At 42.4% G+C, this 26,170-nt stretch carries 19 protein-coding genes, 1 pseudogene and 1 riboswitch; of the genes and pseudogenes, 4 read left to right on the top strand and 16 right to left on the bottom strand.

Features of this window, described 5'->3' with window-relative positions; genetic code table 11:
* Positions 1 to 182 precede the first annotated feature (182 nt).
* The 4 genes from uvrA to AC1DVK_RS02670 all read right to left on the bottom strand — a co-directional run bounded on the left by uvrA (position 183) and on the right by AC1DVK_RS02670 (position 7,284).
* Entirely contained in the window at positions 183 to 3,062 is a 2,880-nt protein-coding gene (gene uvrA, locus AC1DVK_RS02655) for an excinuclease ABC subunit UvrA (protein WP_477625764.1), read from the bottom strand.
* A gap of 6 nt (positions 3,063 to 3,068) precedes the next feature.
* On the bottom strand, positions 3,069 to 5,054 hold the full coding sequence (gene uvrB, locus AC1DVK_RS02660; RefSeq protein ID WP_061466296.1) for an excinuclease ABC subunit UvrB: 1,986 nt from the start codon (positions 5,052 to 5,054) through the stop codon (positions 3,069 to 3,071).
* A 220-nt stretch (positions 5,055 to 5,274) separates the two neighbouring features.
* Positions 5,275 to 5,505 (bottom strand): CsbA family protein, encoded by a 231-nt coding sequence (locus AC1DVK_RS02665; RefSeq protein ID WP_061465576.1) that lies wholly within the window; start codon positions 5,503 to 5,505, stop codon positions 5,275 to 5,277.
* Positions 5,506 to 5,700: 195 nt separating this feature from the next.
* A complete protein-coding gene (locus AC1DVK_RS02670) occupies positions 5,701 to 7,284 on the bottom strand; it encodes a catalase (protein ID WP_410860686.1) in 1,584 nt (527 codons plus the stop codon).
* A 470-nt stretch (positions 7,285 to 7,754) separates the two neighbouring features.
* On the opposite strand from AC1DVK_RS02670, the gene AC1DVK_RS02675 reads away from it, so the two are divergent.
* On the top strand, positions 7,755 to 9,950 hold the full coding sequence (locus tag AC1DVK_RS02675) for an MMPL family transporter (RefSeq protein WP_477625814.1): 2,196 nt from the start codon (positions 7,755 to 7,757) through the stop codon (positions 9,948 to 9,950).
* Positions 9,951 to 10,138: 188 nt separating this feature from the next.
* Positions 10,139 to 10,672: a YceI family protein gene (locus tag AC1DVK_RS02680; protein WP_477625765.1), complete on the top strand. Its 534-nt coding sequence runs from the start codon at positions 10,139 to 10,141 to the stop codon at positions 10,670 to 10,672.
* Between the two features lie 56 nt (positions 10,673 to 10,728).
* On the opposite strand, the gene AC1DVK_RS02685 is transcribed toward AC1DVK_RS02680, so the two are convergent.
* Positions 10,729 to 11,784, bottom strand: coding sequence for a FecCD family ABC transporter permease (locus tag AC1DVK_RS02685; protein WP_477625766.1), 1,056 nt, complete (start codon positions 11,782 to 11,784; stop codon positions 10,729 to 10,731).
* Positions 11,781 to 12,785 (bottom strand): FecCD family ABC transporter permease, encoded by a 1,005-nt coding sequence (locus AC1DVK_RS02690; protein ID WP_061465580.1) that lies wholly within the window; start codon positions 12,783 to 12,785, stop codon positions 11,781 to 11,783. The genes AC1DVK_RS02685 and AC1DVK_RS02690 overlap by 4 nt, the downstream gene beginning before the upstream one ends.
* A 190-nt stretch (positions 12,786 to 12,975) precedes the next feature.
* On the opposite strand from AC1DVK_RS02690, the gene AC1DVK_RS02695 reads away from it, so the two are divergent.
* A complete protein-coding gene (locus tag AC1DVK_RS02695) occupies positions 12,976 to 13,965 on the top strand; it encodes an ABC transporter substrate-binding protein (RefSeq protein WP_061465581.1) in 990 nt (329 codons plus the stop codon).
* A 96-nt stretch (positions 13,966 to 14,061) separates the two neighbouring features.
* On the opposite strand, the gene AC1DVK_RS02700 is transcribed toward AC1DVK_RS02695, so the two are convergent.
* The 9 genes and pseudogenes from AC1DVK_RS02700 to secA form a co-directional block, all read right to left on the bottom strand.
* Entirely contained in the window at positions 14,062 to 15,255 is a 1,194-nt protein-coding gene (locus AC1DVK_RS02700) for a PDZ domain-containing protein (RefSeq protein WP_477625767.1), read from the bottom strand.
* A 215-nt stretch (positions 15,256 to 15,470) separates the two neighbouring features.
* Positions 15,471 to 16,895, bottom strand: a complete 1,425-nt coding sequence (locus AC1DVK_RS02705) for a S41 family peptidase (RefSeq protein WP_061465583.1) — start codon at positions 16,893 to 16,895, stop codon at positions 15,471 to 15,473.
* A 139-nt stretch (positions 16,896 to 17,034) separates the two neighbouring features.
* Positions 17,035 to 18,420, bottom strand: coding sequence for a murein hydrolase activator EnvC family protein (locus AC1DVK_RS02710; protein ID WP_477625768.1), 1,386 nt, complete (start codon positions 18,418 to 18,420; stop codon positions 17,035 to 17,037).
* 97 nt (positions 18,421 to 18,517) lie between these two features.
* Entirely contained in the window at positions 18,518 to 19,411 is an 894-nt protein-coding gene (gene ftsX / locus AC1DVK_RS02715) for a permease-like cell division protein FtsX (protein WP_061465585.1), read from the bottom strand.
* Entirely contained in the window at positions 19,401 to 20,087 is a 687-nt protein-coding gene (ftsE, locus tag AC1DVK_RS02720) for a cell division ATP-binding protein FtsE (RefSeq protein ID WP_089361962.1), read from the bottom strand. The genes ftsX and ftsE overlap by 11 nt, the downstream gene beginning before the upstream one ends.
* 297 nt (positions 20,088 to 20,384) lie before the next feature.
* Positions 20,385 to 20,723 (bottom strand): cytochrome c551, encoded by a 339-nt coding sequence (gene cccB / locus AC1DVK_RS02725; RefSeq protein WP_477625769.1) that lies wholly within the window; start codon positions 20,721 to 20,723, stop codon positions 20,385 to 20,387.
* 49 nt (positions 20,724 to 20,772) lie between these two features.
* Positions 20,773 to 20,957: pseudogene (locus tag AC1DVK_RS02730) on the bottom strand (YitT family protein); the annotation flags it as partial.
* Positions 20,958 to 21,192: 235 nt separating this feature from the next.
* A protein-coding gene (gene prfB, locus AC1DVK_RS02735; protein ID WP_477625770.1) for a peptide chain release factor 2 occupies positions 21,193 to 22,291 on the bottom strand; the annotation gives its coding sequence in 2 pieces (ribosomal slippage) (positions 21,193 to 22,227 and positions 22,229 to 22,291; 1,098 coding nt in all).
* A gap of 170 nt (positions 22,292 to 22,461) precedes the next feature.
* Positions 22,462 to 24,975 carry a preprotein translocase subunit SecA gene (gene secA, locus AC1DVK_RS02740; RefSeq protein ID WP_317777121.1) on the bottom strand — a complete coding sequence of 838 codons (2,514 nt, stop codon included), beginning with the start codon at positions 24,973 to 24,975 and terminating at the stop codon, positions 22,462 to 22,464.
* A 419-nt stretch (positions 24,976 to 25,394) separates the two neighbouring features.
* On the opposite strand from secA, the gene AC1DVK_RS02745 reads away from it, so the two are divergent.
* Positions 25,395 to 25,718, top strand: a complete 324-nt coding sequence (locus AC1DVK_RS02745; protein WP_061465590.1) for a helix-turn-helix domain-containing protein — start codon at positions 25,395 to 25,397, stop codon at positions 25,716 to 25,718.
* A gap of 143 nt (positions 25,719 to 25,861) precedes the next feature.
* Here the strand turns inward: AC1DVK_RS02745 and AC1DVK_RS02750 are convergent, their stop codons facing one another.
* Positions 25,862 to 26,002, bottom strand: a complete 141-nt coding sequence (locus AC1DVK_RS02750; protein WP_081108949.1) for an anti-repressor SinI family protein — start codon at positions 26,000 to 26,002, stop codon at positions 25,862 to 25,864.
* 31 nt (positions 26,003 to 26,033) lie between these two features.
* Positions 26,034 to 26,118: riboswitch (cyclic di-GMP riboswitch) on the bottom strand.
* Positions 26,119 to 26,170 lie beyond the last annotated feature (52 nt).

Genomic DNA, 26,170 nt, shown 5'->3' on the forward strand with positions numbered 1-26,170 from the left:
ATCTAAAAAGTTTCATAAATACCATTTTTCCCATCATTCGACAAAGGAAAATGACAATTTCCGAAAAGGGAAATGTACGATTTCCCCGGAAATATCATGTTTACCTATTGTTTAATCAAATGATTGATTAAATGCACATTGTCATTTTTCTACAAAAAGAACAAGCCGGCCGGCTTGTTCTTTTAAGCATGTTCATGCTCTTGTTCTTTTTCTTCAATCCAATTTTCCATGCGAATTTGATCACGAGTCAGTACTGGTTTTAAGTATTTCCCCGTATATGATTCGGACACTTCACATATTTTTTCAGGTGTACCATAAGTGACGATCGTTCCGCCCTTGTCTCCGCCTTCCGGACCTAGATCAATAATATGGTCCGCCGTCTTGATGACATCCAGATTATGCTCAATCACCAAAACTGTATCCCCATTGTCAACCAGCCGCTGCAAGACCTCAAGCAACCTCGCTATATCGTGGACATGAAGTCCTGTAGTTGGTTCATCCAAGATATAAAAGGAGCGCCCAGTGGAACGGCGATGCAATTCAGAAGCAAGTTTCACCCTTTGCGCTTCTCCCCCTGATAAAGTGGTCGCAGGCTGTCCAAGCTTGATATAACCCAAGCCAACGTCAAAAATCGTTTGTAGCTTACGTTTGATTTTCGGGATATTTTCAAAGAAACTAACGCCTTCCTCAACTGTCATATCGAGAATGTCAGAGATGTTTTTCCCTTTATATTTCACTTCAAGCGTTTCCCTGTTATAACGTTTCCCATGACAGATTTCACATGGGACATAGACATCAGGGAGAAAATGCATTTCGATCTTGATAATGCCATCACCACGGCAAGCTTCACAGCGGCCGCCCTTCACATTGAAACTGAACCGTCCTTTTTTATAACCGCGGATCTTCGCTTCATTAGTCGAGGCAAAAACGTCACGAACATCATCAAATACACCTGTATAGGTAGCTGGATTTGATCGTGGCGTTCTACCGATCGGTGATTGGTCAATATCAATGACTTTGTCTAAATGCTCAATGCCCTTGATCTCACGGAAATCTCCTGGTCTAGCTTTGGCCCGATTCAGCTTTTGAGCCAAAGACTTATGGAGGATCTCATTCACCAATGTACTTTTCCCTGATCCCGAGACTCCTGTAACGGCTGTAAAGACTCCAAGGGGGAATTTTACATTAACGTTTTTCAAATTATTTTCCTTGGCACCCTTTATTTCAATGACACGGCCATCATTCTTCCGGCGTTCCAATGGCAAAGGAATGAATTTCTTCCCTGCTAAATATTGGCCCGTTAACGATTTAGGATTATTCATGACCTCTTCCGGAGTCCCAGCGGCCACTATTTCTCCCCCATGGGCTCCAGCTCCAGGACCAACATCGATCAAATAATCCGCTGCAAGCATCGTATCTTCATCGTGCTCAACAACAATCAGGGTGTTCCCGATTTCGCGCATATTCTTTAACGTTTCAATTAATCGATCATTATCCCTCTGATGCAGCCCTATTGAAGGTTCATCTAAGATGTACAGGACTCCTGTCAATCGGGAACCGATCTGCGTCGCCAATCGTATACGTTGCGCTTCGCCGCCTGATAATGTTCCTGCCGCCCTGCTCAACGTCAGATATTCCAAACCTACATTGGCTAGAAAACCGAGCCGCTCATGAATTTCACGTAAAATCAATCTCGCAATTGCCGCTTCCTTTTCAGTCAGATCAAGCTTATCGAAAAATACTAACGCATCTTCCACTGATAAAGCTGTTGTTTCACTTATATGGGCCCCTTGTATGAGCACAGAAAGACTCTCTTTTTTCAATCGGTGACCCTTACAGGTTGGACAGTGGTGTTCTGACATATATTTCTGCATTTGCTCACGAATAAAGTCTGAACTCGTCTCCTTGAAGCGCCTTTCAATGTTTCTTAAAACTCCTTCAAAAGGAATATATCCTTCTTGCACTCTTCCAAAATCATTTTTATAACGGAAATAAATCTTATCTTTACCTGAACCAAGCAAGACCTTCTCCAATTTATCTTCCGGTAAATCTTTAACGGGCATATCCATATCTATCGCATAATGGCTGGCTACCGCTTCAAGAAGCTGGGGATAATATTGAGAACTCGTCGGCTCCCATGGCGCAATAGCATGCTGACGGAGGCTTAATTCCTTATTCGGGATGACCAGATCACGGTCCACCTCAAGCCTCGCCCCCAAACCATCACAATCCGGGCAGGCTCCAAAAGGGCTATTGAAGGAGAACATCCTCGGCTCTAACTCTTCAATCGAAAATCCGCAGTATGGACAAGCATGATGTTCACTGAACAGCAGCTCTTCTTCACCCATAACGTCAATGATGACCTTGCCTTCACCAAGCTTCAAAGCACTTTCCAGTGAATCTGCCAGCCGCGCCATGACACCCTCTTTAATGACGATCCGGTCTATTATGACTTCAATCGAATGTTTTTTATTTTTTTCGAGAGTGATCTCATCACTAAGATCATGCATTTCCCCGTTCACACGAACTCGGACATATCCTTGTTTCTTAACTTCCTCCAAAACCTTTGCATGTGTCCCTTTTCTGCCTGAGACAAGCGGTGCCAATACCTGGAGCTTGGTTCGCTCAGGGTAATCAAGGATGCGGTCCACCATTTGCTCAATCGTTTGTGAGGTGATTTCAATATTATGGATCGGACAGGTCGGCCTGCCCACCCGTGCATATAACAGCCTTAAATAATCATAGATTTCCGTAACAGTCCCCACGGTTGAACGAGGATTTCGACTGGTCGTTTTCTGGTCTATGGAAATGGCTGGTGACAAACCTTCAATCGCATCGACATCCGGTTTATCCACTTGGCCCAAAAATTGACGCGCATAAGCGGACAGTGATTCCACATAACGCCTTTGCCCTTCTGCATAAATCGTGTCAAAGGCCAAGGAAGACTTTCCAGATCCGGATAATCCGGTTAGCACAACAAGTTTGTCTCTCGGTATCGTGATATCAATATTCTTTAAATTGTTGGCCCTGGCGCCTTTTATCACAATTTTATCCATTGCCATGTTTCGTCACCCTTCCGCTTTTAGCTCTAGTAATAAATCACGTAGCTCGGCAGCTCGCTCGAAGTCCAGTGCCTTAGCAGCTTCCTTCATTTCTTTTTCCATGCTTGCCATCACTTTAACACGCTCTTTTTTAGGGAGCTTCGCGAGGCTTGGTGCAAGATCTTCTTTATACGCTTCTCCTTCTTCGGCTACATGTGTGGCCCTGATGGAGTCTCGGATATCCTTTTGAATGGTTTGAGGCATTATTCCATGCTCTTTATTATAATTTTCCTGTATTTCACGGCGCCGCCTCGTTTCATTGATGGCAAGTTCCATCGAATTCGTGATGCGGTCTGCATACATGATAACGTGGCCGTTTGCATTACGGGCTGCACGGCCCATCGTTTGAATAAGCGAACGTTCCGAGCGAAGGAACCCTTCTTTATCGGCATCCAGAATGGTCACTAATGACACTTCCGGAATATCCAGGCCTTCCCTTAATAGATTGATTCCGACAAGTACATCATATTTGCCCATTCGCAGTTCCCGGATGATTTCTATCCTGTCTAAGGTCTTCACTTCCGAATGAAGGTATTGGACCTTGATGCCAATTTCCTTTAAATAATCAGTTAAATCTTCAGACATCTTTTTCGTTAAGGTCGTAATGAGGACACGTTCGTTCTTTTTGACCCGCTCCTGTATTTCACCGATCAAGTCATCTATCTGTCCTTCAATTGGCCGCACTTCAATCGTTGGATCCAGCAATCCGGTTGGACGGATGATCTGCTGAACCATTTCTGGCGTATGTTCGAGTTCATATGGTCCCGGAGTTGCCGAAACGAATATGGATTGATGGACCTTTTTTTCGAATTCTTCAAATCTTAGAGGGCGGTTATCTTTTGCAGACGGCAGACGGAAGCCATGATCGACAAGCACTTGCTTTCGTGCCTGATCTCCATTGAACATGCCCCGGATTTGCGAAAGGGTAACGTGTGATTCATCCACGACCAATAGGAAGTCCTCTGGAAAATAATCCATTAAAGTGTAAGGTGTCGCACCTGATGGGCGAAGCGTTAGATGGCGGGAATAGTTCTCTATCCCTGAACAAAAGCCCATTTCCCGCATCATTTCCAAATCATAACGGGTCCGCTGCTCCAAGCGCTGTGCTTCAAGAAGTTTTTCATCTTCCCTTAATTCCTTTAATCTCTCTTCCAGTTCCATGTCGATATTCTGAATGGCTATCCTCATTTTCTCTTCTCGGGTTACGAAATGGGAAGCTGGGAAAATAGCGATATGTTCGCGTTCGCCTGTGATTTCACCAGTCAGGGCATCGACTTCACGGATACGGTCTATCTCATCTCCGAAAAACTCGACCCGTACACAATGTTCATCGCGTGATGCCGGGAAAATTTCAACCACGTCACCGCGAACGCGGAAAGTTCCCCGTTGAAAAGCAATATCATTCCGCTCATATTGAATATCCACGAGCCTGTGGAGCAAGGCATTTCGGTCTATTTCCATGCCTGTACGGAGGGAAACAACCATCTCCCTGTACTCTTCCGGAGAACCCAGCCCATATATGCACGAAACACTGGCAATGATGATGACATCTTTCCTTTCGAACAATGACGAGGTTGCCGAGTGACGCAGTTTATCGATTTCATCATTGATGCTTGCATCTTTTTCGATGAATGTATCAGTTGAGGGAACATAAGCTTCTGGCTGGTAGTAATCATAATAGCTGACGAAGTATTCAACGGCATTATTAGGGAAAAACTCTTTGAACTCACTGTAAAGCTGCCCTGCCAACGTTTTATTGTGGGCAATGACAAGTGTCGGTTTATTGATTTGTTGAATAACATTCGAAACGGTAAACGTTTTCCCTGTCCCCGTTGCCCCCAATAATGTCTGCATTTCCTTTCCCTCTTTAATGCCTTCGACAAGCATTTCAATTGCTGCAGGTTGATCTCCTTGAGGAGAGTATTTTGAGACTAACTCAAACTTATCCTTCACCAAGCATAGCCTCCTATTGAAATATTTTTATATGAAAACGGGACATGAGCATATCCCTTCTATTTATTCCGGTTTAAGAAAGTATATATACTCATTCTACCACAATAGCCTCAAAACAAACCAGCAATAAGCGAACATCCATTCTACTTTTTTAGTTTTATGGACTCATGGTTTGTTGAGGGAAATGGAAAGTTTTTAGAAAAAAAAAGCACCTTTGATGTCAGGCGCTCTTGGATGTTCGTTTCATCATTCTTTTTGATAACCAAAATCCCACTGTAAGGGATAAGGCATCAACGATGATCAATAAGTTTGTATGCGTATAACCTTTATATGCAGAAGCTGTAATCAAGGCAACAGTTAAAACAAGGCCCACGACATTGTTATAGGTGACTCTTGAAAATAGCATGACAAGTAGACAAGGAAAGAAAAGGGCAGAAAGAATTTTAATCATTTTTTCATCTCCTTTATAAGAGAAAAATAGAGTAGTTTCAGTTTAAATGATTATGAAGTTTTTTGCCAATTAATTTCCCACTAGTTTTCAAAAGCATCCTTAGAAGATAAGTTCCACCCACCCATCCATCAATTATGCCCATAAAAAAAAGAGGCAAACCCCTTTTAAAGGGATGTTTGCTTCTTTTCAGACCAATCAATATGGATCGGCTTCATGTCCTTTTCTAACTGCGGCCTCCGGGTTATCCGTTCCACCCAGAGGTTTTGAAGATTCCGTATGTTTAGAAGCCGAGGCTAATCCCTCTTTCAATCTGCGGCCATACTCTTCATCAGCCTCTTCAGCGAGGGCAATCATTTTTACCTGAATGCGCTTGTCGGCAGGAGCCAATGCCGACACTAAATTGGAGATTAAATCATCTTTTTCCCAATCTTCGAATTCACGGAATGTTTCACCGGCCTGCTTCGTATTGCTTTGGCGATCGATTGTCTCACGGACAAGTTTCCCTTCTACCATAGGTGTATACTCCTTGCCCGTCTGTTCAGCTTCTTTCAAACCGCCAACTGTTGATGGTTCGTAGTTGATGTGGGGGCTTTGGTTCCCCCTGCCAACTTCATATTGCATCTGTCCGCCAGTCTGATTCGTGGCTGTCCGTTTCTTTGGAGCATTAATCGGCAATTGCAGGTAATTCGCGCCAACACGGTGACGCTGTGTATCGGAATAAGAAAAAGTACGTCCCTGTAACATCTTGTCATCCGAGAAGTCCAATCCATCCACTAGGACACCCGTGCCGAATGCAGCCTGTTCCACTTCAGTGAAATAGTCTTCCGGATTCTTATCCAATACCATCGTACCGACATGCAGCCATGGGAATTCATCTTTCGGCCAGATCTTTGTATCGTCCAGCGGGTCAAAATCCAATTCAGGATGATCGTCATCACTCATGATCTGTACGTTTAGATCCCATTCCGGGTAGTCCCCACGTTCGATCGCTTCATATAAATCCTGTGTGGCATGATTGAAATTCGTGGCTTGTATTTCATTAGCCTCTTTCTGTGTCAGGTTCTTGATCCCTTGTTTCGGTTCCCAGTGATACTTGACAAGTACGGCTTTGCCTTCCTCATTCACCCATTTATAAGTATTGACCCCTGACCCTTGCATCATGCGGTAATTGGCAGGAATGCCCCAAGGGGAAAAAACAAACGTAATCATATGAAATGTTTCTGGGGAGCTGGAGCAAAAATCGAAAATCCTTCTTCCGTCCTGGATATTCGTAACCGGATCAGGTTTGAATGCATGGATCAGATCAGGGAATTTCATGGCATCTCGGATAAAGAATATCTTCAGATTATTCCCTACAAGATCCCAGTTCCCATCTTCCGTATAAAATTTTACGGCAAACCCCCTGGGATCACGTAGCGTTTCCGGTGACGTCCCTCCATGAATAACAGATGAAAATCTCACGAATACCGGTGTTTTTTTACCTTTTTCCTGAAAAACCTTCGCTCTCGTATATTTTGAAATCGGCTCTTCCCCTGCTTTACCAGTCGGAACAAAATAACCATGTGCACCTGCACCACGGGCATGCACGACACGTTCAGGAATCCGCTCCCTATCGAAGTGGCTGATCTTTTCCAGGAAATCGTAGTTCTCAAGTGTACTTGGACCTCTGTTCCCTACAGTTCTAAGACTCTGGTTATTCGTTACGGGGTGCCCTTGCCTGTTCGTTAATGTTTCTTGCGCTTCATCATTGGTTTTTTTGGATTTATCAGACAAAAAAATCCCTCCTTTGTTAATAAAAGCCAACACACTATACTTTCCCCTATTCCCTTTATTTCACTCTTCAATCTTCAAATTTAATAGAAATCAGATAAATAATTGCTTTTCTCCTATATGTGAATAAGTATATTTTCACTCCATTAATAACGCCGCTTCATAAAATCGAAAAAACATATAAGGAATCGAGGTACAAAAACGCGTAATTTGCAGGATATTAGAGCTAATAAACAATTGCCATTTTAGTTGGATCAGGATTTATCCCCAATCCTACGGAAGAAAAACTGTTAGCACCCAGTAACTATCAAGATACGCTGCAAACGGGATTCATGATGGATTGAAGCTTTAGAAACATGAAGGGAGCATACCCATTTTTGTATAAGCTAGCAAAACCCAAATATAATGAATTAAGGACAAAACATTCAAAAAGCGGGGTGCCTTCATTGGACGAATCAATATTAGGAAGACTTGGCAGGATGATGACTGGAAAAACCGGTCGTTGGATTGTCATTGCTGTATGGATAATTACAGCAATTCTATTAACCTTCACATTGCCTGCAGTAAATGATCGAACAGCGAATAATGCCGCTGACTTGCCTGCAGACTCTGCTTCAGTCGTGGCCGATGAACTTATTAACGAAGAGTTTCCGAATTCTTCAGGATTACCGGCCCTGCTGACATGGCATCGGGAAGGCGGACTGACAGCAGCCGACTTGGCCGAAATCCAGTACATCTCCAAAGAACTTACAGATAACCCACTTACACAGCAATCTTTTTTACCACCGCTTCATGACATCCCATTGCCTGCTCTGCAAGAATCAGTTTCAGAGGATGGAACGACTTTCGTACAGCCGCTTTTCTTTAAGGAAAAGACCGGGACTGCCATTCTGGAAAAAAATCTTGGAACCATTAATGAAATAGTATCGGAACGCATTGGATCGGACCCATTCAAGGTCCCGACGGATTCAGATGAATTATCCCTTCGAGTGACGGGCCCTGTAGGGATATCCGTCGATGCAACGGGATTATTTTCAGGTGCTGATTTCCAATTGCTTTTAGCGACTGTAATACTTGTACTTGTTGTCTTATTGCTCATTTACCGTTCCCCGCTTTTAGCCATCATCCCGCTAATCGGAGTAGGCTTCGCCTATCTTGTCACAAGTCCGATCCTTGGATTCATGGCAGACCATGGTTGGATTACAGTCGATTCACAGGCCATTTCAATCATGACCGTATTATTATTCGGTGCCGGAACGGATTATTGTCTATTTTTAATCTCTCACTATAGAAGTGAATTAAGGACTCATGAAAGTAAACGGGATGCCATGATCGCGGCATTCAAAGATTCATCAGGCGCCATTGCGATGAGCGGCCTTACGATCGTCATTTCCCTACTAACATTGCTTGTAGCCAAATACGGAGCCTATCACCGTTTTGCTGTACCATTCAGCTTGTCCATTTTAATCATGATGGTAGCGGCTTTAACACTTGTACCGGCATTGCTTTCTGTATTCGGTAGGGCTTCCTTCTTCCCAATCGTTCCTCGCACACCAGAAATGGAAGAAGCACGTGCTAAGAAAAAGGGAAAAGCCGTCAAAAAACTTAAAGAATCAGGCCGAATCGGTAATTGGATTGGTAATATCGTCACAACCAAACCATGGACCGTCATTCTTACATGCCTGATCATCTTCAGTGTTTTAGCTGGATATTCTTCGCAAATAAAATATTCATATGATATTCTCTCTTCTTTCCCTAAAGATATGAACTCCCGGGAAGGCTATACTGTCATATCCAACTCTTACTCACCAGGCGAACTGGCACCAGCCACAGTGGTTGTCGATACGGATGGTAAGGATATCGATTTGTCGGATGCATTAAAAGGGATGAGCATCGTTGAAAGTGTTGCTGATCCAGTTACAAGTAAATCAAATAAAAATCTGCAATCCTATGAAGTCACATTCAACATAAACCCATATGATATCGAGGCCATTGATTCAATTCCAGAAATCCGCAACATGGCGGAGAAAGAATTGAAGGCGGCCAATGTCTCTTCAGGTGATGAAAAAGTTTGGGTTGGCGGGCAAACTGCGACACAATTTGATAAAAGGGATATCGTAAAAGCCGATGAATTCATGATCATCCCGATTATCATCGTCCTGATTTCCTTGCTCCTTTTAGCCTACTTGCGATCTATGACAGCCATGGTGTATTTAATGGGAACAGTCATACTCTCCTTCTTTGCGGCTATGGGCTTAGGCTGGATAATCTTGCACCATTTCATGGGTGTGGATGCCATAGAGGGGACAATTCCACTTTATTCATTCGTATTCCTGGTCGCACTTGGAGAAGATTATAACATTTTCATGGTTTCAAGCATTTGGCGCAAGAAAAAAACGAGGCCAATCAAGCAGTCCATAAGAGAAGGCGTTACAGAAACTAGCGGTGTGATCACTTCCGCCGGAATAATCTTGGCAGCCACTTTTTCCGTTCTTGCCACACTTCCCATTCAAGTATTGGTTCAATTCGGGCTCATTACCGCCCTGGGTGTGTTAATGGACACATTCATCGTACGCCCTTTCCTGGTTCCTGCGATAACCGCCCTACTTGGCCGACGTGCCTTTTGGCCGAGTAAAGTGACTAATCAACAAGTGAAACAACATGACAATTTATAAAGAAAGGTAATCACACCTCTTCTTAAAAGGCCCTGTGCCCCTTAAATGCACAGGGTTTTTACACGTTTTCTAAATAAAGGAAAACTTTCAGTTGACACTATTACTTTCACCTCTTATAATTACATTAAGTTCAAGTATCTCAAATTAAAGATATATAAGTTCAAGATTAATATTCAGGAGGAATAACCATGACCAATACAAAATGGACAGTCGACCCGACTCACAGTTCTATTGAATTTTCTGTAAAACATATGATGATCGCTAAAGTAAAAGGAAGTTTTAGCAAATTCGACGCAATCATTTCAGCAAATCCATCGGATCTAACAACTGCGGATATCGAGTTTACCGTTGATGTGGCCAGTATTGACACACGCAATGCAGATCGGGATAATCACTTGCGTTCTGCTGACTTTTTTGATGTAGAAAAAAATCCTACATTATCATTCAAATCAAAAAAAATAGTAAACACTGATGATGATGAATACGATGTAACAGGTAATGTAACCCTTAACGGAATCACACAAGAAGAAACTTTCGCCATCACCTTCGAAGGCCAAGGAAAGGATCCATGGGGTAATGAAAAAGCAGGCTTTAGCGGAAAAGGGAAAATTAAACGCAGTGATTATGGTTTAACCTATAACGCAGCATTAGAAACAGGCGGCGTACTAATCGGGGATCAAATCACTCTAACCATCGAAATCGAAGCAGCTAAAGAAGCTTAATGAAATAAAGAAGCAGCCATCGCTAGGATGACTGCTTCTTTCTACATTTACCGGATTTACGAATTCCTCGTTTTATACAGTAAATAAATGAAGTATGGAGCCCCGATGCTCGCTGTAAAGACACCAGCCGGTATTTCCAAAGGTGAGAATAAGGTCCGTCCAACCAAATCCGCCACCATAACCAGGATGCCACCTAGCAAAGCTGAAGTCGGCAATAACACTCCAAAACTCGAACCAACCAGCCTTCTAGCCATGTGGGGTGCCATTAATCCCACAAAGCCTATTCCTCCAGCAAAAGCTGTAGAACCACCAATCAATGCTGTACTGATCATCAATAATGTAAATCGCTGTTTTTGGATATGCCCCCCAAGCCCCGTTGCAAGGTCATCGCCTAGCTCCTGTAAATTAATATTTCTAGCATACAGAAAGGCAAGTAAAAGGAATAGAATCGTCCACGGAGCAAGCACAGCAATATTACTCCAGCTGGAGTTTGACACTGATCCCGTGATCCAAAGGTTTGCCTGGCTCGCTAGAAAGACTGGGCCAAGAATCATCATCATTGTTGTGAGTGCCTTCATTAAAGCCATCACCCCAATCCCGATCAACACAAGCCTTATCGGGGGAACCCCATTTTTCCAGGCTAAGGAATAAACAAGTAAAGCTACGACTGTCGCCCCAATGAATGCAGCTATCGGCAGCCAATTGATGCTCACCGTTAACGAATGATTCTTGTCGCTAAAAATGGCCATGAAGCCAACGACCGCTACAGTCGCTCCTCCTGTTATCCCCAAGATGTCAGGGGAGGCAAGTGGATTTCGAATCATCCCTTGCAGGATTCCTCCAGCTACAGCAAGACCCATCCCTACCAAGAGAGCAACGATTATTCTAGGCAGCCGGAAAGATTGGATGATAAGCCGATCGCCCTCAGTTCCCCCTCCGATAAAGACCTGGAGGACACTCAAAGGATGTATATTCATTTCACCCACTCCAGTACTGATCACAAATACTAATGAAGTGACCAAAAATAATATAAAGATCACGATCATGGCTTTTTTATCCATTAAGAATGATATTTTTTCATTAAAAAAACGAAAGCTCTTAAACGATTTCATCGACCGCTGAACCCCTTTCTAGCTATATAAATAAAGAATGGGGTTCCGATTATGGCTGTCATGACTCCAACCGGAACTTCTCGAGGCATCAGGATATACCTGGATATGATATCTGCTGTGATCAAAAGCACCGCTCCGAAAAGTCCAGAGAACGGAATCAACCAGCGATGATCAATGCCTACTATTGAACGGGTAAGATGCGGAACGACAATTCCTATAAAACCAATCGGGCCTGCAACCGCCACTGATCCTCCAGCGAGCAGAATGATTGCCAGTCCCAGAACAATTTTAAGGAAAACTATATTCAGTCCAAGACCTTTTGCAACATCTTCACCCATGGATAACACATTCATTTTACCGGAGACGACCAAGGCAATGCCCCAGCCAACAGTAAGATAAGGGAGGACGGCTATTAAATTGTCTAAACTTCTTCCGGAAACTGATCCAGCAAGCCAGAATAGGACTTGCTCTAAAAGGGCCTCGTTGGAAACGAGAAGACCTTGTGTCAGTGAAGATACCATGGCAGTCATGGCTGCACCGGCCAATGTCAGCTTCATCGGTGTCAAGCCGCCCCGCCCCATGCTTCCTATCATATATATGCTTATCGCGGCTATGGCTGCCCCTATAAAAGACAACCAAGTGAATACTTGAAGATTGCTTATCCCAAAAACGGTGACCCCAGTGACAACCGCCAATCCCGCGCCTGCGTTGACCCCGAATATATCTGGAGATGCGAGGGGATTTTTAGTCAGCGTTTGCATCAAAACCCCCGAGATGGCTAAACTTGCACCAATTGCCGATGCGATCAGGGCCCGTGGAAGTCTGACTGATTGAATGACAATGTGTTCATTCGTCCCATTGAAATGGGTAAAAGCATCAATGGCCATTTGCCATGTTGTATTTGTATATCCGTATACAATGCTTGAGCATAGTAAAAAAAGCAACAAAAGAATGGTAATGAATAGCCCCATCCATTTCTGCCATGAATTTTTTAATAACATAACCAGTTACCTTTCCAATCACGTTTGTAAATCCTTATTTTATTCAATTGTACTGGCGTTAACAGGATTATGTCAATGATTTTGAGAATCATTTTCAATTATATATTGACAGAAAAGTATATTCATTTTATGATGATGCTGGTAAGTGCGAATGATTATCATTTGCTTTAAAATTGGGAGGGATACATAGATGTTTAGATTAAAGTCACTTTTAACGATTTTTACAATATTTGCAGTCTTCCTTTTAGCAGCTTGCGGGAATTCGAAGGATCAAGCCGAAGGAAATAAAGCTGAAGACAAGAAAAAAGACACAAGCTACACAATAGAGCATGCCATGGGCACTACCGAATTGAAAAAAACGCCTAAAAGAGTGGTCGTTCTAACAAATGAAGGCACTGAAGCATTACTTGCTTTAGGAATCAAACCTGTTGGTGCCGTTAAATCATGGCTTGGTGACCCTTGGTACGACCATATTAAAGATGATATGGATGGGGTCGAAGTTGTTGGTGTTGAACATGAAGTTAACTTAGAGAAAATCGCATCACTGAAGCCTGATTTGATTATCGGAAGCAAGATACGCCAAGAAGCTGTTTATGATAAGTTAAATGCAATCGCCCCTACCGTTTTTTCTGAAACGCTAAGAGGAGATTGGAAAGAAAACTTTAAACTATATGCGAAAGCCTTGAACCTTGAAGAAAAAGGAAACGACGTAATTGCTAAATTCGATAAACGCACAGAAGATCTTAAAGCTAAATTGGGTGATAAGGTAAATCAAAAAGTTTCCATTGTTCGTTTCATGGCTGGAACAACTCGTATTTATTATACAGATTCATTCTCTGGAGTGATTTTCGATCAATTAGGATTTAAACGTCCAGAACAACAGAAGGAACTGTTCACTCCAAATAATAAATTAGGCAACCTTGCCATCGAGGTTGGGAAAGAAGCCATCCCTAAAATGGATGGAGATATTCTCTTTTACTTCACCTACGCTCCTGAAGGCGACAAACAAGCACTAAGCTCTGCAAAAGAATGGACTAATGATCCACTTTGGAAAAACCTTGATGCAGTCAAAAAAGGAAATGCTTATGAGGTTAGTGACGCAACATGGAATACGGCCGGCGGAGTAATAGCAGCTAATAAAATGCTGGACGATATAGAAAAAATCATGCTTAAAAAGTAAAAATACGGATCGCGATCCTACTGAAAACGGCCTTTCTCGATATAAGATTCGAGAAAGGCCGTTTTACTTTACATTCATGCGCTTCGCTTAAATGACTTACCCCGCTTGTCCACTTTCCTTTAATTGATCGTCAACGAACAAGATGCCCAATTCGTAATGCTCCCCGTCAAATAGGGCTCTTTGCACAAAACGAATCTGTTCATTATTATCGATGACCTCAAGCTTGCAATGCGCCCGGTTTATTTGTAGCGCCCTGTATAACTCTTCTTCTTCCCTGACGACGACACCATTTATTTTCGAAATGACCTCCCCTTTAAGCAACCCCATCTTATCTGCCGGAGATTGAGGGATTATGCCTAAGATCTGGACACCAAGCTTACTTTTTGAAAAATAAAAAGGGAGCTTTTCATCCATTGCCTTTTGGGAATAATGCAGGAATTCTCGACCCAGGATTGCTAAAATGGCCGTAATGATTGCCAATGGCGGGTACCAGTAACCAACTGCCGCTAATAGCGTAATCACAAATCCCAATGCTCCTATCTTTTTGCCTTGCGCCCTAATGGCCTGTTCCGGGAGCGTCCCATGAACTTTTTGCTTGAAGCCGATTAAAATGGGAAGCACGATTGGCGACAGATTTATGTCCCCGATTGAAAAAACCGGATACCATTCGAAAGGCGCTGGAAGCTGTCCTCCTGGAATCATAACGAACATTGGAATTAGCCAGATTCGCTGTGAAACATACACACCTATCGGCTGCCCCCTCTTGGATACCTCCAACTGTGGGGATACCCTTTTACTTCCATTGCCTACAATCAAAAACCCTTCAGCAATCAGCAATAACCCTATCAAAATAACAAGTGTCGGATATACGGACCGATCCAGCTGATTAAACGCATCCTGAAATACCGTCAGCTTGATATCTCTATCATATAAAAAGAAAAGGATAAAGAAAGTGAGTCCCACCGTATAAACGGGGGAAACGAACCTCCTTTTCATGGATAACATGGACAAGATCGTAACCCCTGCCATGATGAACAGCGCCGCCAAGGGAATGGTGAGTCCCAAAGCCAACGTGAGGACAGAAAGGATTAATCCCCATATCAACCCTTGAGGTAACATGGAACGCAGCTCCATGGAAATACTGTAGATCTTCGTATTAAAATCATGGCGTTCCCGTTTAACGCGAAGATAGCCGATGAATAAACAATATGCAATCGAAACATAAAGCAAAGGATGAAGGAAGAGTTTTCCTAATCCCATTAAGCATGCTATCAGCCAATCCGTTGTCAATTTCTATCCACCATCCTCAAAAGTAATCAAAATTTTGTTGAATTTCGTTCTGGTCATATACCTCCTATTCTATCAAAAATGTAACCTCCCTGCCTATTAAGATGCAGAAAAAGTAGCTTTATCTTTTGTTTCCCCTACACTGCCTTCATGTTTCCAAACGGAAGCTTGATCAAGCGCAAAAAAAGCACCGCTCCTTAAGCTGCGGTGCCTTCGCATTATTTCACTAAATAATTCAAAGCCGTGCGTAATTGAATATCATTATCTTCATCCTGGATCTTTTCCAGTATGGCGGATTCAAGATGTGCCGCGGTTTTAGCGTCCAGCTTGCCAGTCACTTTCAGTCCAAACTGTTTTTGGAATGCTTTTACAGCCACTTCCGTACCCCAATCAAAATAACCATCCTCACGACCCGGTTCAAATCCAATTCCTTTCAGAATGCTTTGTGCATACTGGATTTGTTCATCGTTCATATCCCGCTGCAGGACCTTCTCAACGGCCAGCTGATGGGCATTAAAGTAATCTGGCTGTTTTACTTTGATTGTCGGTTTGATCCCCTTTTTATGGATCCAGTTGCCTGAAGGCGTCAGCCACTTATATAATGTAAGTTTAATCTTACTGCCATCACCCATCGGTACAGCTTGCTGTACTGTGCCTTTCCCGAAGGTCTTCTCGCCGACCAATGGATAGCCTCCCGCCTCCTGCATGGCGCCAGCCAGGATTTCCGAGGCTGATGCGCTGCCTTTATCCGTCAAAACGGCAATGGGATAATCTTTCGCTTTCTTAAGGCTTGTAAAAAACGATTGGGTTTCTCCCGTTCTTTCTGCAATTTGCAAATAGGGCTTTTCTTTTGTGATGAACTCGCCAAGAATCGTTTCCACACTAGAAAGAAGGCCACCTGGATTGCCTCGTACATCTATGACCAAGCCTTCGATTCCCTTCTTTTCCAGCTCCTTCATCTGTTTTTTGAAATCAGTGGCAGTATTCTCCGAAAATGTAGTCAACTCGATGTAACCTATTTGTTCTCCGGCGACTTCCTTAATTGATGAAAATACGGTATCCAATGGAATTTCAGCACGAACCATATTGAATTCAAGTGGATTGGCAACCCCTGCCCGCTTTATTTCCATTTTTACGGGTGACCCTTTTTCGCCACGGATTTTCAGGCGTGTTTCATATAGATCTAAACTTTCTACACTTACACCATTCACCTTAAGGATTTGATCTTTCGGCTTTAATCCAGCTTTTTCGGCAGGCGAGTCTTTGTAAGGAGATACAATTATAACCTTACCATCTTCCATGCCAATTTCAGTCCCTATCCCTTCAAAAGAGGAGTCCAAGGTTTCATTGAATTGCTTAGCGGTCTCCTTGTCCATATATACGGAATAAGGATCTTTCAACGCTGACAGCATCCCTTGGATGGCACCTTCCACCAGATTAGAACCGTCCACCTGTTCTACATACTGGCTTACGATCAAACCGTAAGCTTGTTCCACTTTTGCCCATTCCTTATCCTTCGGGATTGTTTGACTTTCTTCCTTTGCTTCATTCTTATCCGGGAAGCTTGTCCAATATATGCCCCCCACTGCTCCAATGGCTAGTGACATGATGATTGCTAGAGGAAGTACCCATTTTTTGACCATATTTATCCCCATTTCTGACCCTGATATGTATTTCACTATATGTGGGGATTGGAATGAATATGCTTGAAGAAAATGATACACCACAAAAAAACAGATTAGGAATTTATCCTAATCTGTTTTTTCGATGATATATTGGGTATTAAATATTTATATAGTTTAATGGATTAACAGCATTTGACTTGCTATAATTCCATGGCCCTTTATGTAACTCAAAGTGTAAATGCTGACCGGTTGAATGTCCTGTACTACCCATGATTCCAATTTGTTCGCCTTTAGCAACAACAGAACCTTCGCTTACTTGTCTAGATCTTAAATGTGCATACACAGTAGTCCATTGCTGACCGCCGATTGAATGGGTAACAAAGATGACGTTACCGTATGTACTTGATAAGTAAGAACGGCTTACGACTCCGTCGGCTGCCGCTACAACTGGAACCGTTCCGCTAGCAGCAATATCAATGCCGGCATGCTGTTTATTCCAGCGTTCACCCATTCTTGATGATACATATCCTGCACTTGGTCTAGTGAAAGTACCCGATGATACAGCTGGCACTTGACTTACATTAGACGAAGAGAGTGAAGGTGATGGTGATGAACTGTTGCTTTTTGCACTGGATTCTGAAGAAGTAGATTGTTTTTTAGATTCGGATGCTCGAGATGCTGCTTGTGCTGCCGCTTGAGCCGCTTCTTGCTCTGCACGTTTTTTCGCTTCGGCTGCTGCTTTTTTACGAGCTGCTTCCAATTCGGCAAGACGTTGATGCTCTAAGTTGATGGCTGACTTGATAGCCTTTTCTTGAGCAGCAAGATTCTCTTTTTCTTCCTCTAAGCCCATCTTCACATCTTCATGTTCTTTAGTTTGTTGCCTTAATTTCTTAACCAATGCATCCTTTTCTTGCTTCTGCTGCTTTTGTTGCATTTGAATTTCCAATAGTTCAGCTTTTGCCACTTGTAAACTGGCAAGCTTCGTTTCAACGGCATTTTGCTTTTCTTCCAGATCCTTTTTATCCAGCTCATGCTGTTTTAAAATATCCCTGTCGGCTTCAGCAATTGTCGCTACAGCTCCGACACGGTCAACTAAATCCCCAAAACTGGATGATCCGAATAATACTTCAAGATAGTTCACGTCCCCACCAGTCTCCTGGAAAGAAAGTGCCCTTTCCTTCAATACTTCATTACGTTTTGCGATCCGCTCTTTTAATACTTTAATCTCTTCTTTCAATGCCTCTATTTCTTTTTTCGTTTCTGTAATTTCAGCATTTTTAGCATCGATTTTTTTTGAGGACTCTGCAATTTTCGCTTCAATGGCCTCGATTTGTTCTTCTGCAGTCATTTGCTTATCTTGCAGGTTATCGATTTTCTTCTCCGTGTCAGAAATATTCGATTCAACGCCCGAACGTTTTTCCTGAATGGATTGTTTCTGTTTTTGCAGATCCGAAATCGACTCAGCATGAACCGAAGGTGCCGCTAAAATGCTTCCCAACCCAATCATAATGGAGGCATTCATGGCAATGATATTTTTTTTCACGTTTCATTTCCCCTTTCAATCCCGTTACATCCAGTGCCTTGTAACGTCTCTCTATCTGTATCTGGCTTCTTTTAATATTCGAGTGTAAAGTTGTTTTTTATACTTTCAAGAACTTCCTAACGGACATCAAGCTACCCCATATCCCGATAACGGCGCCAATTACAATGAGGATGGCCGAAACTTGATAAATAAATGGGTTTGCAGGTAGAAAATCTATGAATTTGAACGTAATCTGTGGTGCAGCATATTTATAAATATTGTAGTAGAGTGCAGCAATCAGACCGATTGGAATGATGGAACCGAGGATTCCCAACCATAGTCCTTCCAAGAAGAATGGCCAACGGATGAATGTATTCGTTGCTCCCACTAATCTCATGATCTCAATTTCTTTTCTTCTAGCTACAATGGTAATTTTAATCGTATTCGAAATCAGGAACATTGCAGTAAATAGTAATCCTACAATAAGAACGATCCCTATGTTTCTCGCGATATTCACGAATTTGAATAGTTTCTCGACGTAGCCTTGTCCATATTTAACACTTTGGATATAATCAAGACCTTCGATTTCCTTTGCCACCTTGATGACATCTTGCGGAGATTTCGTCTTGATGATATAAACGTCCCTTAATGGGTTGTCCTGTTCAAATGGTTTAAATGCATCACCATTATCGCCTAAATCATCTATTAAATTCGTAAGCTCTTCATCTTTTGGAGAGAAGATGACTGATTCAATGCCCTTCATCTTCGTAATCTTCCTACCAATATCTTTTATATCGTCATCATTCGCCGCATTATCAATATGTGCACGAACTTCGACATCTTTCTCCACATTTCCCGCGATATGATTTAAATTCATCATGAGCACTAAAAAGACGCCAACCAATGTTAGTGTGACCGTTACTGCACTGACTGAAGCAAACGTCATCCATCCATTACGGCCAATATTTTTAAAACTTTCACGGAAGTGACGGAGCAATGTTCTAAATTTCATATCCGTAATCACCTCGATGTTCATCGCGAACTATTTTTCCACTTTCAATGGCAATGACACGTCGTTTGATATTGTTGACGATGTCCCTATTATGTGTGGCCATGACAAGAGTAGTTCCGCGTTTATTAATTTCTTCAAATATGTTCATGATTTCCCACGATGTTTCAGGATCAAGATTCCCTGTAGGCTCGTCGGCTATGACTACCTTAGGATCATTGACGATCGAACGGGCTATCGCAACCCTTTGCTGTTCCCCACCAGATAACTCGGAAGGCAGCATCCTTGCTTTATGTTTAATGCCAACCAGATCAAGAACTTCCATGACTCTCTTTTTGATTTCTTCTGGTTCCTTTTCGATAACTTCCATGGCAAATGCTACATTTTCATATGCAGTGAATGTTTGAAGGAGTTTAAAATCTTGGAATACCATACCGATATTACGGCGGAATAGAGGAACTTTCGAATTGCGGATACTTGGCAGGCTAATGCCATTGACCAAGATATTACCGCTTGTCGGCTTTTCTTCCCTATACATCATTTTGATGAAGGTCGATTTTCCGGCACCACTGGGACCTACTACATAAACGAACTCGCCTGGCTTTATTTTCACATTGATACCATTAATGGCAATTACGCCATTTGGATATGTCTTTTTCACATCTATCATTTCTATCATTCTAAAACCACCTAATTTGCTTGTATTATCACTATGTATCTACAGCTTTTTCGACAATTTTCACTGAAATCTGACAGGAATCTCTCTTACTTGAGCACAGAAACATTATAACATCAAATTTTGTCAAATTAAGCATAAAAAATATTACAGTTTCATTTCAGTTAGACATATATCAACATCTATGTAATATTCCTAGGATTTGATTGCTTGATAAGGGATTAAATGTGGTTATTCGAGGATTTTAAAGGAGACTATACGAAATGAAACGTCCTGCTAAGCAGAACGTTTCATTGATCATTACTTATGGTCGGCAAGCCATTCCGCGACCATACTCGCTTCCTTGCCTTGGATTATAGCTTTTGGCATTGCACCTTGGCCATTCGCAATGACCTTTTCGATGTCCGCTTTTGATAGCCTCGAGCCGACCTTCGTTAAATTCGGTCCCACACCGCCTTCGAGATTTACTGCATGGCAGCTTGAACATTTGTTTTCGTAAATTTTCGCGGCATCACCAGCACCAGCCGTTGTCGTTTCGCTATTTTTAGCAGGCTCTTTATCTGCAGCATCATCATTTCCACCGCATGCTGCCAAGGCCAAAGAAGTACCCAGAACTAAGGCTAACCATTTCATTTTCATTGAATTTACCCCCTCTGATTTATACCAGTACAAGAACATTATACCAATTTCATTCCAGTTTAAAACCCTCCACAAGTACCTCCGGTGCGTCGATTACAATTACAATTGCTTTAGGGTCAACTTGTTTCACCATTTGTTTCAATTTGGTGAATTCCGACTGATCTGTTACGCACATCAATATATAGGACGAGTATCATCCGTATAGCCGCCATATCCCGATATCCCTGTAACACCACCCCCATCATGGCAATTATGGCCGAACCAACAATCACCCATCAATACTCCATTAGGATGCTTCGCCTCCCGGTTTCTTTTCCTCTATATATAGTATTGGCCGAAAGAAGCAGAACATCCCTTTTCATATCCTGTTAATGTCAGCCAGAGGACGTGTTTAATAGGTCATTCAAGGATCTTTCATTCATAAGAAACCATAAAAAAGCCGGACCGCGAAACGGTCCGACTTAATATCTTATAATTTTGAACGTAAGTACGCATCAATGAACATATCAATATCCCCATCCATGACAGCTCCCAAGTTTCCGGTCTCCGCACTAGTACGGTGATCTTTAACCATGGAATACGGGTGGAAAACATAAGAACGAATTTGGCTTCCCCAGCCAATTTCCTTTTGCTCACCGCGGATTTCATCCAAATCCGCTTGTTGCTGTTCGATTTCACGTTGATACAATTTGGCTTTCAGCATATTCATGGCTTGGGCCTTGTTTTTGATTTGCGATCTCTCGTTTTGGCACGTTACCACAGTATTGGTAGGTAAATGGGTGATCCGGACTGCCGAGTCAGTTGTATTGATATGCTGACCACCTGCACCACTTGCCCGGTACGTGTCGACTTTCAAATCTTCCGTGCGTATTTCTATATTGATCGTCTCATCGAATTCCGGCATAACTTCACACGAAACGAATGAAGTATGGCGCCGTCCCGATGAATCGAAAGGAGAAATACGGACTAGACGGTGCACGCCCTTTTCCGCTTTCAAATAGCCATAGGCGTTATGGCCTTTGAAAATTAAAGTGACACTCTTGATTCCAGCTTCATCACCTGGAAGGTAATCAAGGGTTTCCACTTTAAAGCCTCTTTTTTCACCCCATCTTGTATACATACGAAGTAGCATGGAACCCCAATCCTGGGACTCCGTTCCGCCTGCACCTGGATGAAGTTCAAGAATGGCATTTTTCGAATCATATTCTTCACTTAGTAAAAGTTGAAGTTCAAAGTCATTCATCTTTTGTGAAAGAATCGTGATTTCTTCTTCCAGCTCAGCCAAAAGTTCTTCATCATTCTCTTCTTTCACTAGTTCATATGTCAAATCCAGATTTTCATATGATTCATTAAGGTCGGACAATTGATTCACTTGTTCTTTCAAAGCATTCGTTTCATTGATGACAGTCTGTGCTTTTTGCTGATCATTCCAAAAATCAGGATGTGTCATCTCATTTTCAAGCTGTGCGATTCGTGCCTCTTTTTCACCTAAGTCAAAGAGACCCCCTAAAGTCCGTTAATCGTTGCGCTGTCCGTTCGAGTTCGTTTCTAATTTCTGCCAATTCCATTTCTCTTCACCTCATTAAGTATGTTAAAAAAAATCCCTGTAGAGGGATTCGCTTCATTACAAATTAACCTCTTCAAACTATATGCAAATATATTGCTTTATGCAAACTAAACATGAAAAGAGGCGGCAAGCGTTAAACTTTACCGTCTCATAATCATTATACACCTAACTTTAGCCTAAATTACCATGGCAATTCTTATATTTTTTACCGCTGCCGCATGGACATAACGCATTCCGGCCAACGTCTTCCTTTTTACGGGCAGGGGCCTTTTTCACTTTTCCCCCGTCTTCTTCCTTCGGGTTGACCGCTTGTCCTTTTATGACTTCCTTCCGCTCTAAATTGTTGCGGATTTCAGCCTTCATGATATATTTAGCGACTTCATCTTCCATAGAAGCAATCATGGCTTCAAACATTGCGAAACCTTCAGATTGATATTCACGTAACGGATCGATCTGGCCATAAGCACGAAGGTGGATCCCTTGGCGCAATTGCTCCATTGCATCAATATGGTCCATCCACTTACTATCGACTGCACGAAGAACGATTACTTTTTCGAACTCACGCATTTGTTCTTCGGATAGCTCTTCTTCTTTTTGGTCATAGCCTTCTTTCACTTTTGCTAAAATGAATTCAACCAATTCCAATTCATCTTTTCCATCTAAATCATTTACAGTGATTGAGCCTTCATTGAATAGGTTACCATTCAGGTAATCGACTAGACCTTGTAAATTCCAGCCTTCCTCATCGCCCATTGGTGCAAATGCGGCAACATTGCGCTGGATGGATGCAGTAATCATCTTTTCGACGATTTCACGTAGGTTCTCACTTTCCATTACATCGAAACGCTGCTTATAAATAATTTCCCGTTGTTGACGGAGAACATCATCATATTGCAGTAACTGCTTACGTGAATCGAAGTTATTGCCTTCGACCCGTTTCTGTGCGGATTCAACGGCCCTGGTCACCATTTTACTTTGAATTGGCTGGGAATCATCCATACCAAGACGTGCCATCATGCTTTTCATGTTATCCGAACCGAAGCGGCGCATCAATTCATCTTCCATTGATAAATAGAATTGAGTGACCCCTGGGTCTCCTTGACGGCCGGAACGACCACGCAACTGGTTATCTATACGCCTGCTCTCATGGCGCTCCGTACCGATGACAGCAAGTCCACCAAGCTCCTTGACACCTTCACCAAGCTTGATATCCGTACCACGTCCTGCCATGTTGGTAGCGATTGTGACTGAGCCTTGATTACCTGCATTCGCAATGATTTCCGCTTCACGTTCATGGTTCTTTGCATTCAAAACATCGTGAGGGATCCCTTTTTTAGATAAATAGGCAGAAATGACTTCAGATGTTTCGATGGCAACCGTACCGACAAGCACAGGCTGACCCTTTGTATAACGTTCGGCGATGTCTTCCACGACAGCCTTGAATTTTCCATCAGTTGACGCGTATATAAGATCTGCCCGGTCATCCCTAACGATATTCCTGTTTGTCGGGATCGCGATGACATTCATATTATAGATATTGCGGAATTCCTCTTCTTCCGTTTTGGCTGTACCAGTCATACCAGAAAGTTTTTCGTACATCCTGAAATAGTTCTGGAACGTAATCGTCGCAAGAGTCATGCTTTCATTTTGAATCTCAAGGCCTTCTTTCGCTTCAATCGCCTGGTGGAGACCTTCACTATAACGGCGGCCCTTCATCAAACGGCCAGTGAATTGGTCAACGATGACAATCTCGCCTTCCTGGACCACATAATCCACATCCAAATGCATGGAAACATGCGCCTTCAACGCCTGATTAATATGATGATTCAAAGTAACGTGACTAATATCGAACAAATTATCGATGTTAAACGCTTTTTCAGCTCGGTTCATCCCATCTTCGGTCAGCTGAACACCTTTTGTCTTTTCATCATACGTGTAATCCGTATCTTTTTGTAACGTTCTGACAAACGCATTGGCTTGAATATAAAGCTGGGCCGATTTTTGTGCGGAACCGGAAATGATCAAAGGCGTTCTCGCCTCATCGATCAATATCGAATCGACTTCATCAATGACAGCAAAGTGCAATGGGCGCTGTACCATTTGTTCTTTATATAACACCATATTGTCACGTAGGTAATCAAAACCTAGCTCATTATTCGTGCTATACGTAATGTCAGCATTGTACGCCTCTTGTTTTTCTTCTTTAGAATGACTGTTCAAATTCAATCCGACGGTCAAGCCAAGGAAATCATACAATACACCCATCTCAGTAGCATCACGGTGTGCCAGATATTCGTTGACAGTAACGACATGTACACCTTTACCAGTAAGCGCGTTTAAATAAACCGGCATGGTGGAGGTTAATGTTTTACCTTCCCCCGTTTTCATCTCGGAGATATTTCCATCATGAAGCGATGCCCCACCCATGATTTGAACACGGTAAGGATATAAGCCCAGAGCACGCTTTGCCCCTTCACGCGCAACCGCAAAAGCCTCAACTAGCAGATCATCCACTGTTTCCCCGTTTTGATAACGCTCTTTAAACTCACCCGTTTTGGCACGCAGCTGTTCATCCGATAACGCAGCCGTCTTATCAGCCAGCGCTTCGACCTGATCAGCGATTTTTTCCAAACGCTTTATTTCCCGCTTATTCGGATCAAAAACTTTATTTAATATATTAAGCATTCAATAACGCTCCTCTATTATGGTAATGATCGTTCAATAACAAAATTCATATAAGTAAGAAGAAACACACCTTCTATTATTACAATCCACGCTTAATTTTACCACTTCTACCCTAGAGGTACAACTTCATGTCACTTACCTGGTATAGACCTGAATACAATTCTTGCGAAAAACAATGGATAAATGAAGAGTAAAACTGTTAAAATAAAAGGAAGTATAAAAAATATATTGCAAACTCCCCACTATTCCAAATGAACTGAGAACTATCCATAACCTTCCATCACTAGATCTGTGTCCTTCTCTAGCGATAGCATGTCAAGGTAATCAAACCTTACAGGCTCCATGCTTTGAATGATTTAATGTGGGCTACTCAAACTTATAAGCAGAAGATAAATAGAACATGTTTCGAGGTGGTATTGATGATTGGTAAACGTGTAAAAAAACTGCGAGAAGAAAAGAAAATGTCCATGACTGAACTCGCCGATAAAGCGGGGGTGGCAAAGTCTTACTTAAGTTCGCTCGAGCGAAACTTACAAACGAATCCTTCTATTCAATTTCTTGAAAAAATCTCCGCCGTGCTTAACATTCCTGTTGATGCCCTTCTTTACGATGCACCAAATAAGGAAAACTTGGACACTGACTGGATGAAAATCGTTGAGGAGGCTATGAATTCGGGTGTATCAAAACAACAATTCAGGGAATTCATCGAGTTTAATAAATGGAGGAAAGATAAAGAAGAATAGTAGTTTAATAATCTACCTACATAATCCGGAAGAATACAGCTTGAATGAACCAGACTTGCTAGAATCTCATGGAAGAACAACCCTATAAACAGCTAATGAATTGAACCACTGTTTATAGGGATGTTCTCGCTCCTTTTCAGTACTCAACTTCCATCGTTCTCCTCTAATGTAACCTCAAGGCTTTCCCGTTCAAAAAAAGCACTAATTTCCTCTTTTTTGAAACCCAAGCTCCTTGCTTCTGAAATCAACTTTACCCATTCTTGATCTATTTCCACATTAGCCACCTCTTCTACCTCCTAAAATACTCTTTGTATTTCAGGCAGACCAGCCATCGTAGTCGCTAAACCTTAGACCTGTGCCTTTGCGCCCTAATCTTCCAATAAGTTTGCCTTTGTCGTGTTACTATTACCGAATACATTACTTTTAAACATATTATAACGGATGCACACTCC

It is taken from the genome of Peribacillus sp. P4_B1 (assembly GCF_056402395.1).

Bases quoted from the DNA above. Each gene is read 5' to 3' on its own strand.
- uvrA (WP_477625764.1), bottom strand. From the start codon at position 3,062: ATGGCAATGGATAAAATTGTGATAAAAGGCGCCAGGGCCAACAATTTA.
- AC1DVK_RS02665 (WP_061465576.1), bottom strand. From the start codon at position 5,505: ATGATTAAAATTCTTTCTGCCCTTTTCTTTCCTTGTCTACTTGTCATG.
- AC1DVK_RS02675 (WP_477625814.1), top strand. From the start codon at position 7,755: ATGATGACTGGAAAAACCGGTCGTTGGATTGTCATTGCTGTATGGATA.
- AC1DVK_RS02680 (WP_477625765.1), top strand. From the start codon at position 10,139: ATGACCAATACAAAATGGACAGTCGACCCGACTCACAGTTCTATTGAA.
- AC1DVK_RS02685 (WP_477625766.1), bottom strand. From the start codon at position 11,784: ATGAAATCGTTTAAGAGCTTTCGTTTTTTTAATGAAAAAATATCATTC.
- AC1DVK_RS02690 (WP_061465580.1), bottom strand. From the start codon at position 12,785: ATGTTATTAAAAAATTCATGGCAGAAATGGATGGGGCTATTCATTACC.
- AC1DVK_RS02695 (WP_061465581.1), top strand. From the start codon at position 12,976: ATGTTTAGATTAAAGTCACTTTTAACGATTTTTACAATATTTGCAGTC.
- AC1DVK_RS02705 (WP_061465583.1), bottom strand. From the start codon at position 16,895: ATGGTCAAAAAATGGGTACTTCCTCTAGCAATCATCATGTCACTAGCC.
- ftsX (WP_061465585.1), bottom strand. From the start codon at position 19,411: ATGAAATTTAGAACATTGCTCCGTCACTTCCGTGAAAGTTTTAAAAAT.
- ftsE (WP_089361962.1), bottom strand. From the start codon at position 20,087: ATGATAGAAATGATAGATGTGAAAAAGACATATCCAAATGGCGTAATT.
- cccB (WP_477625769.1), bottom strand. From the start codon at position 20,723: ATGAAAATGAAATGGTTAGCCTTAGTTCTGGGTACTTCTTTGGCCTTG.
- secA (WP_317777121.1), bottom strand. From the start codon at position 24,975: ATGCTTAATATATTAAATAAAGTTTTTGATCCGAATAAGCGGGAAATA.
- AC1DVK_RS02745 (WP_061465590.1), top strand. From the start codon at position 25,395: ATGATTGGTAAACGTGTAAAAAAACTGCGAGAAGAAAAGAAAATGTCC.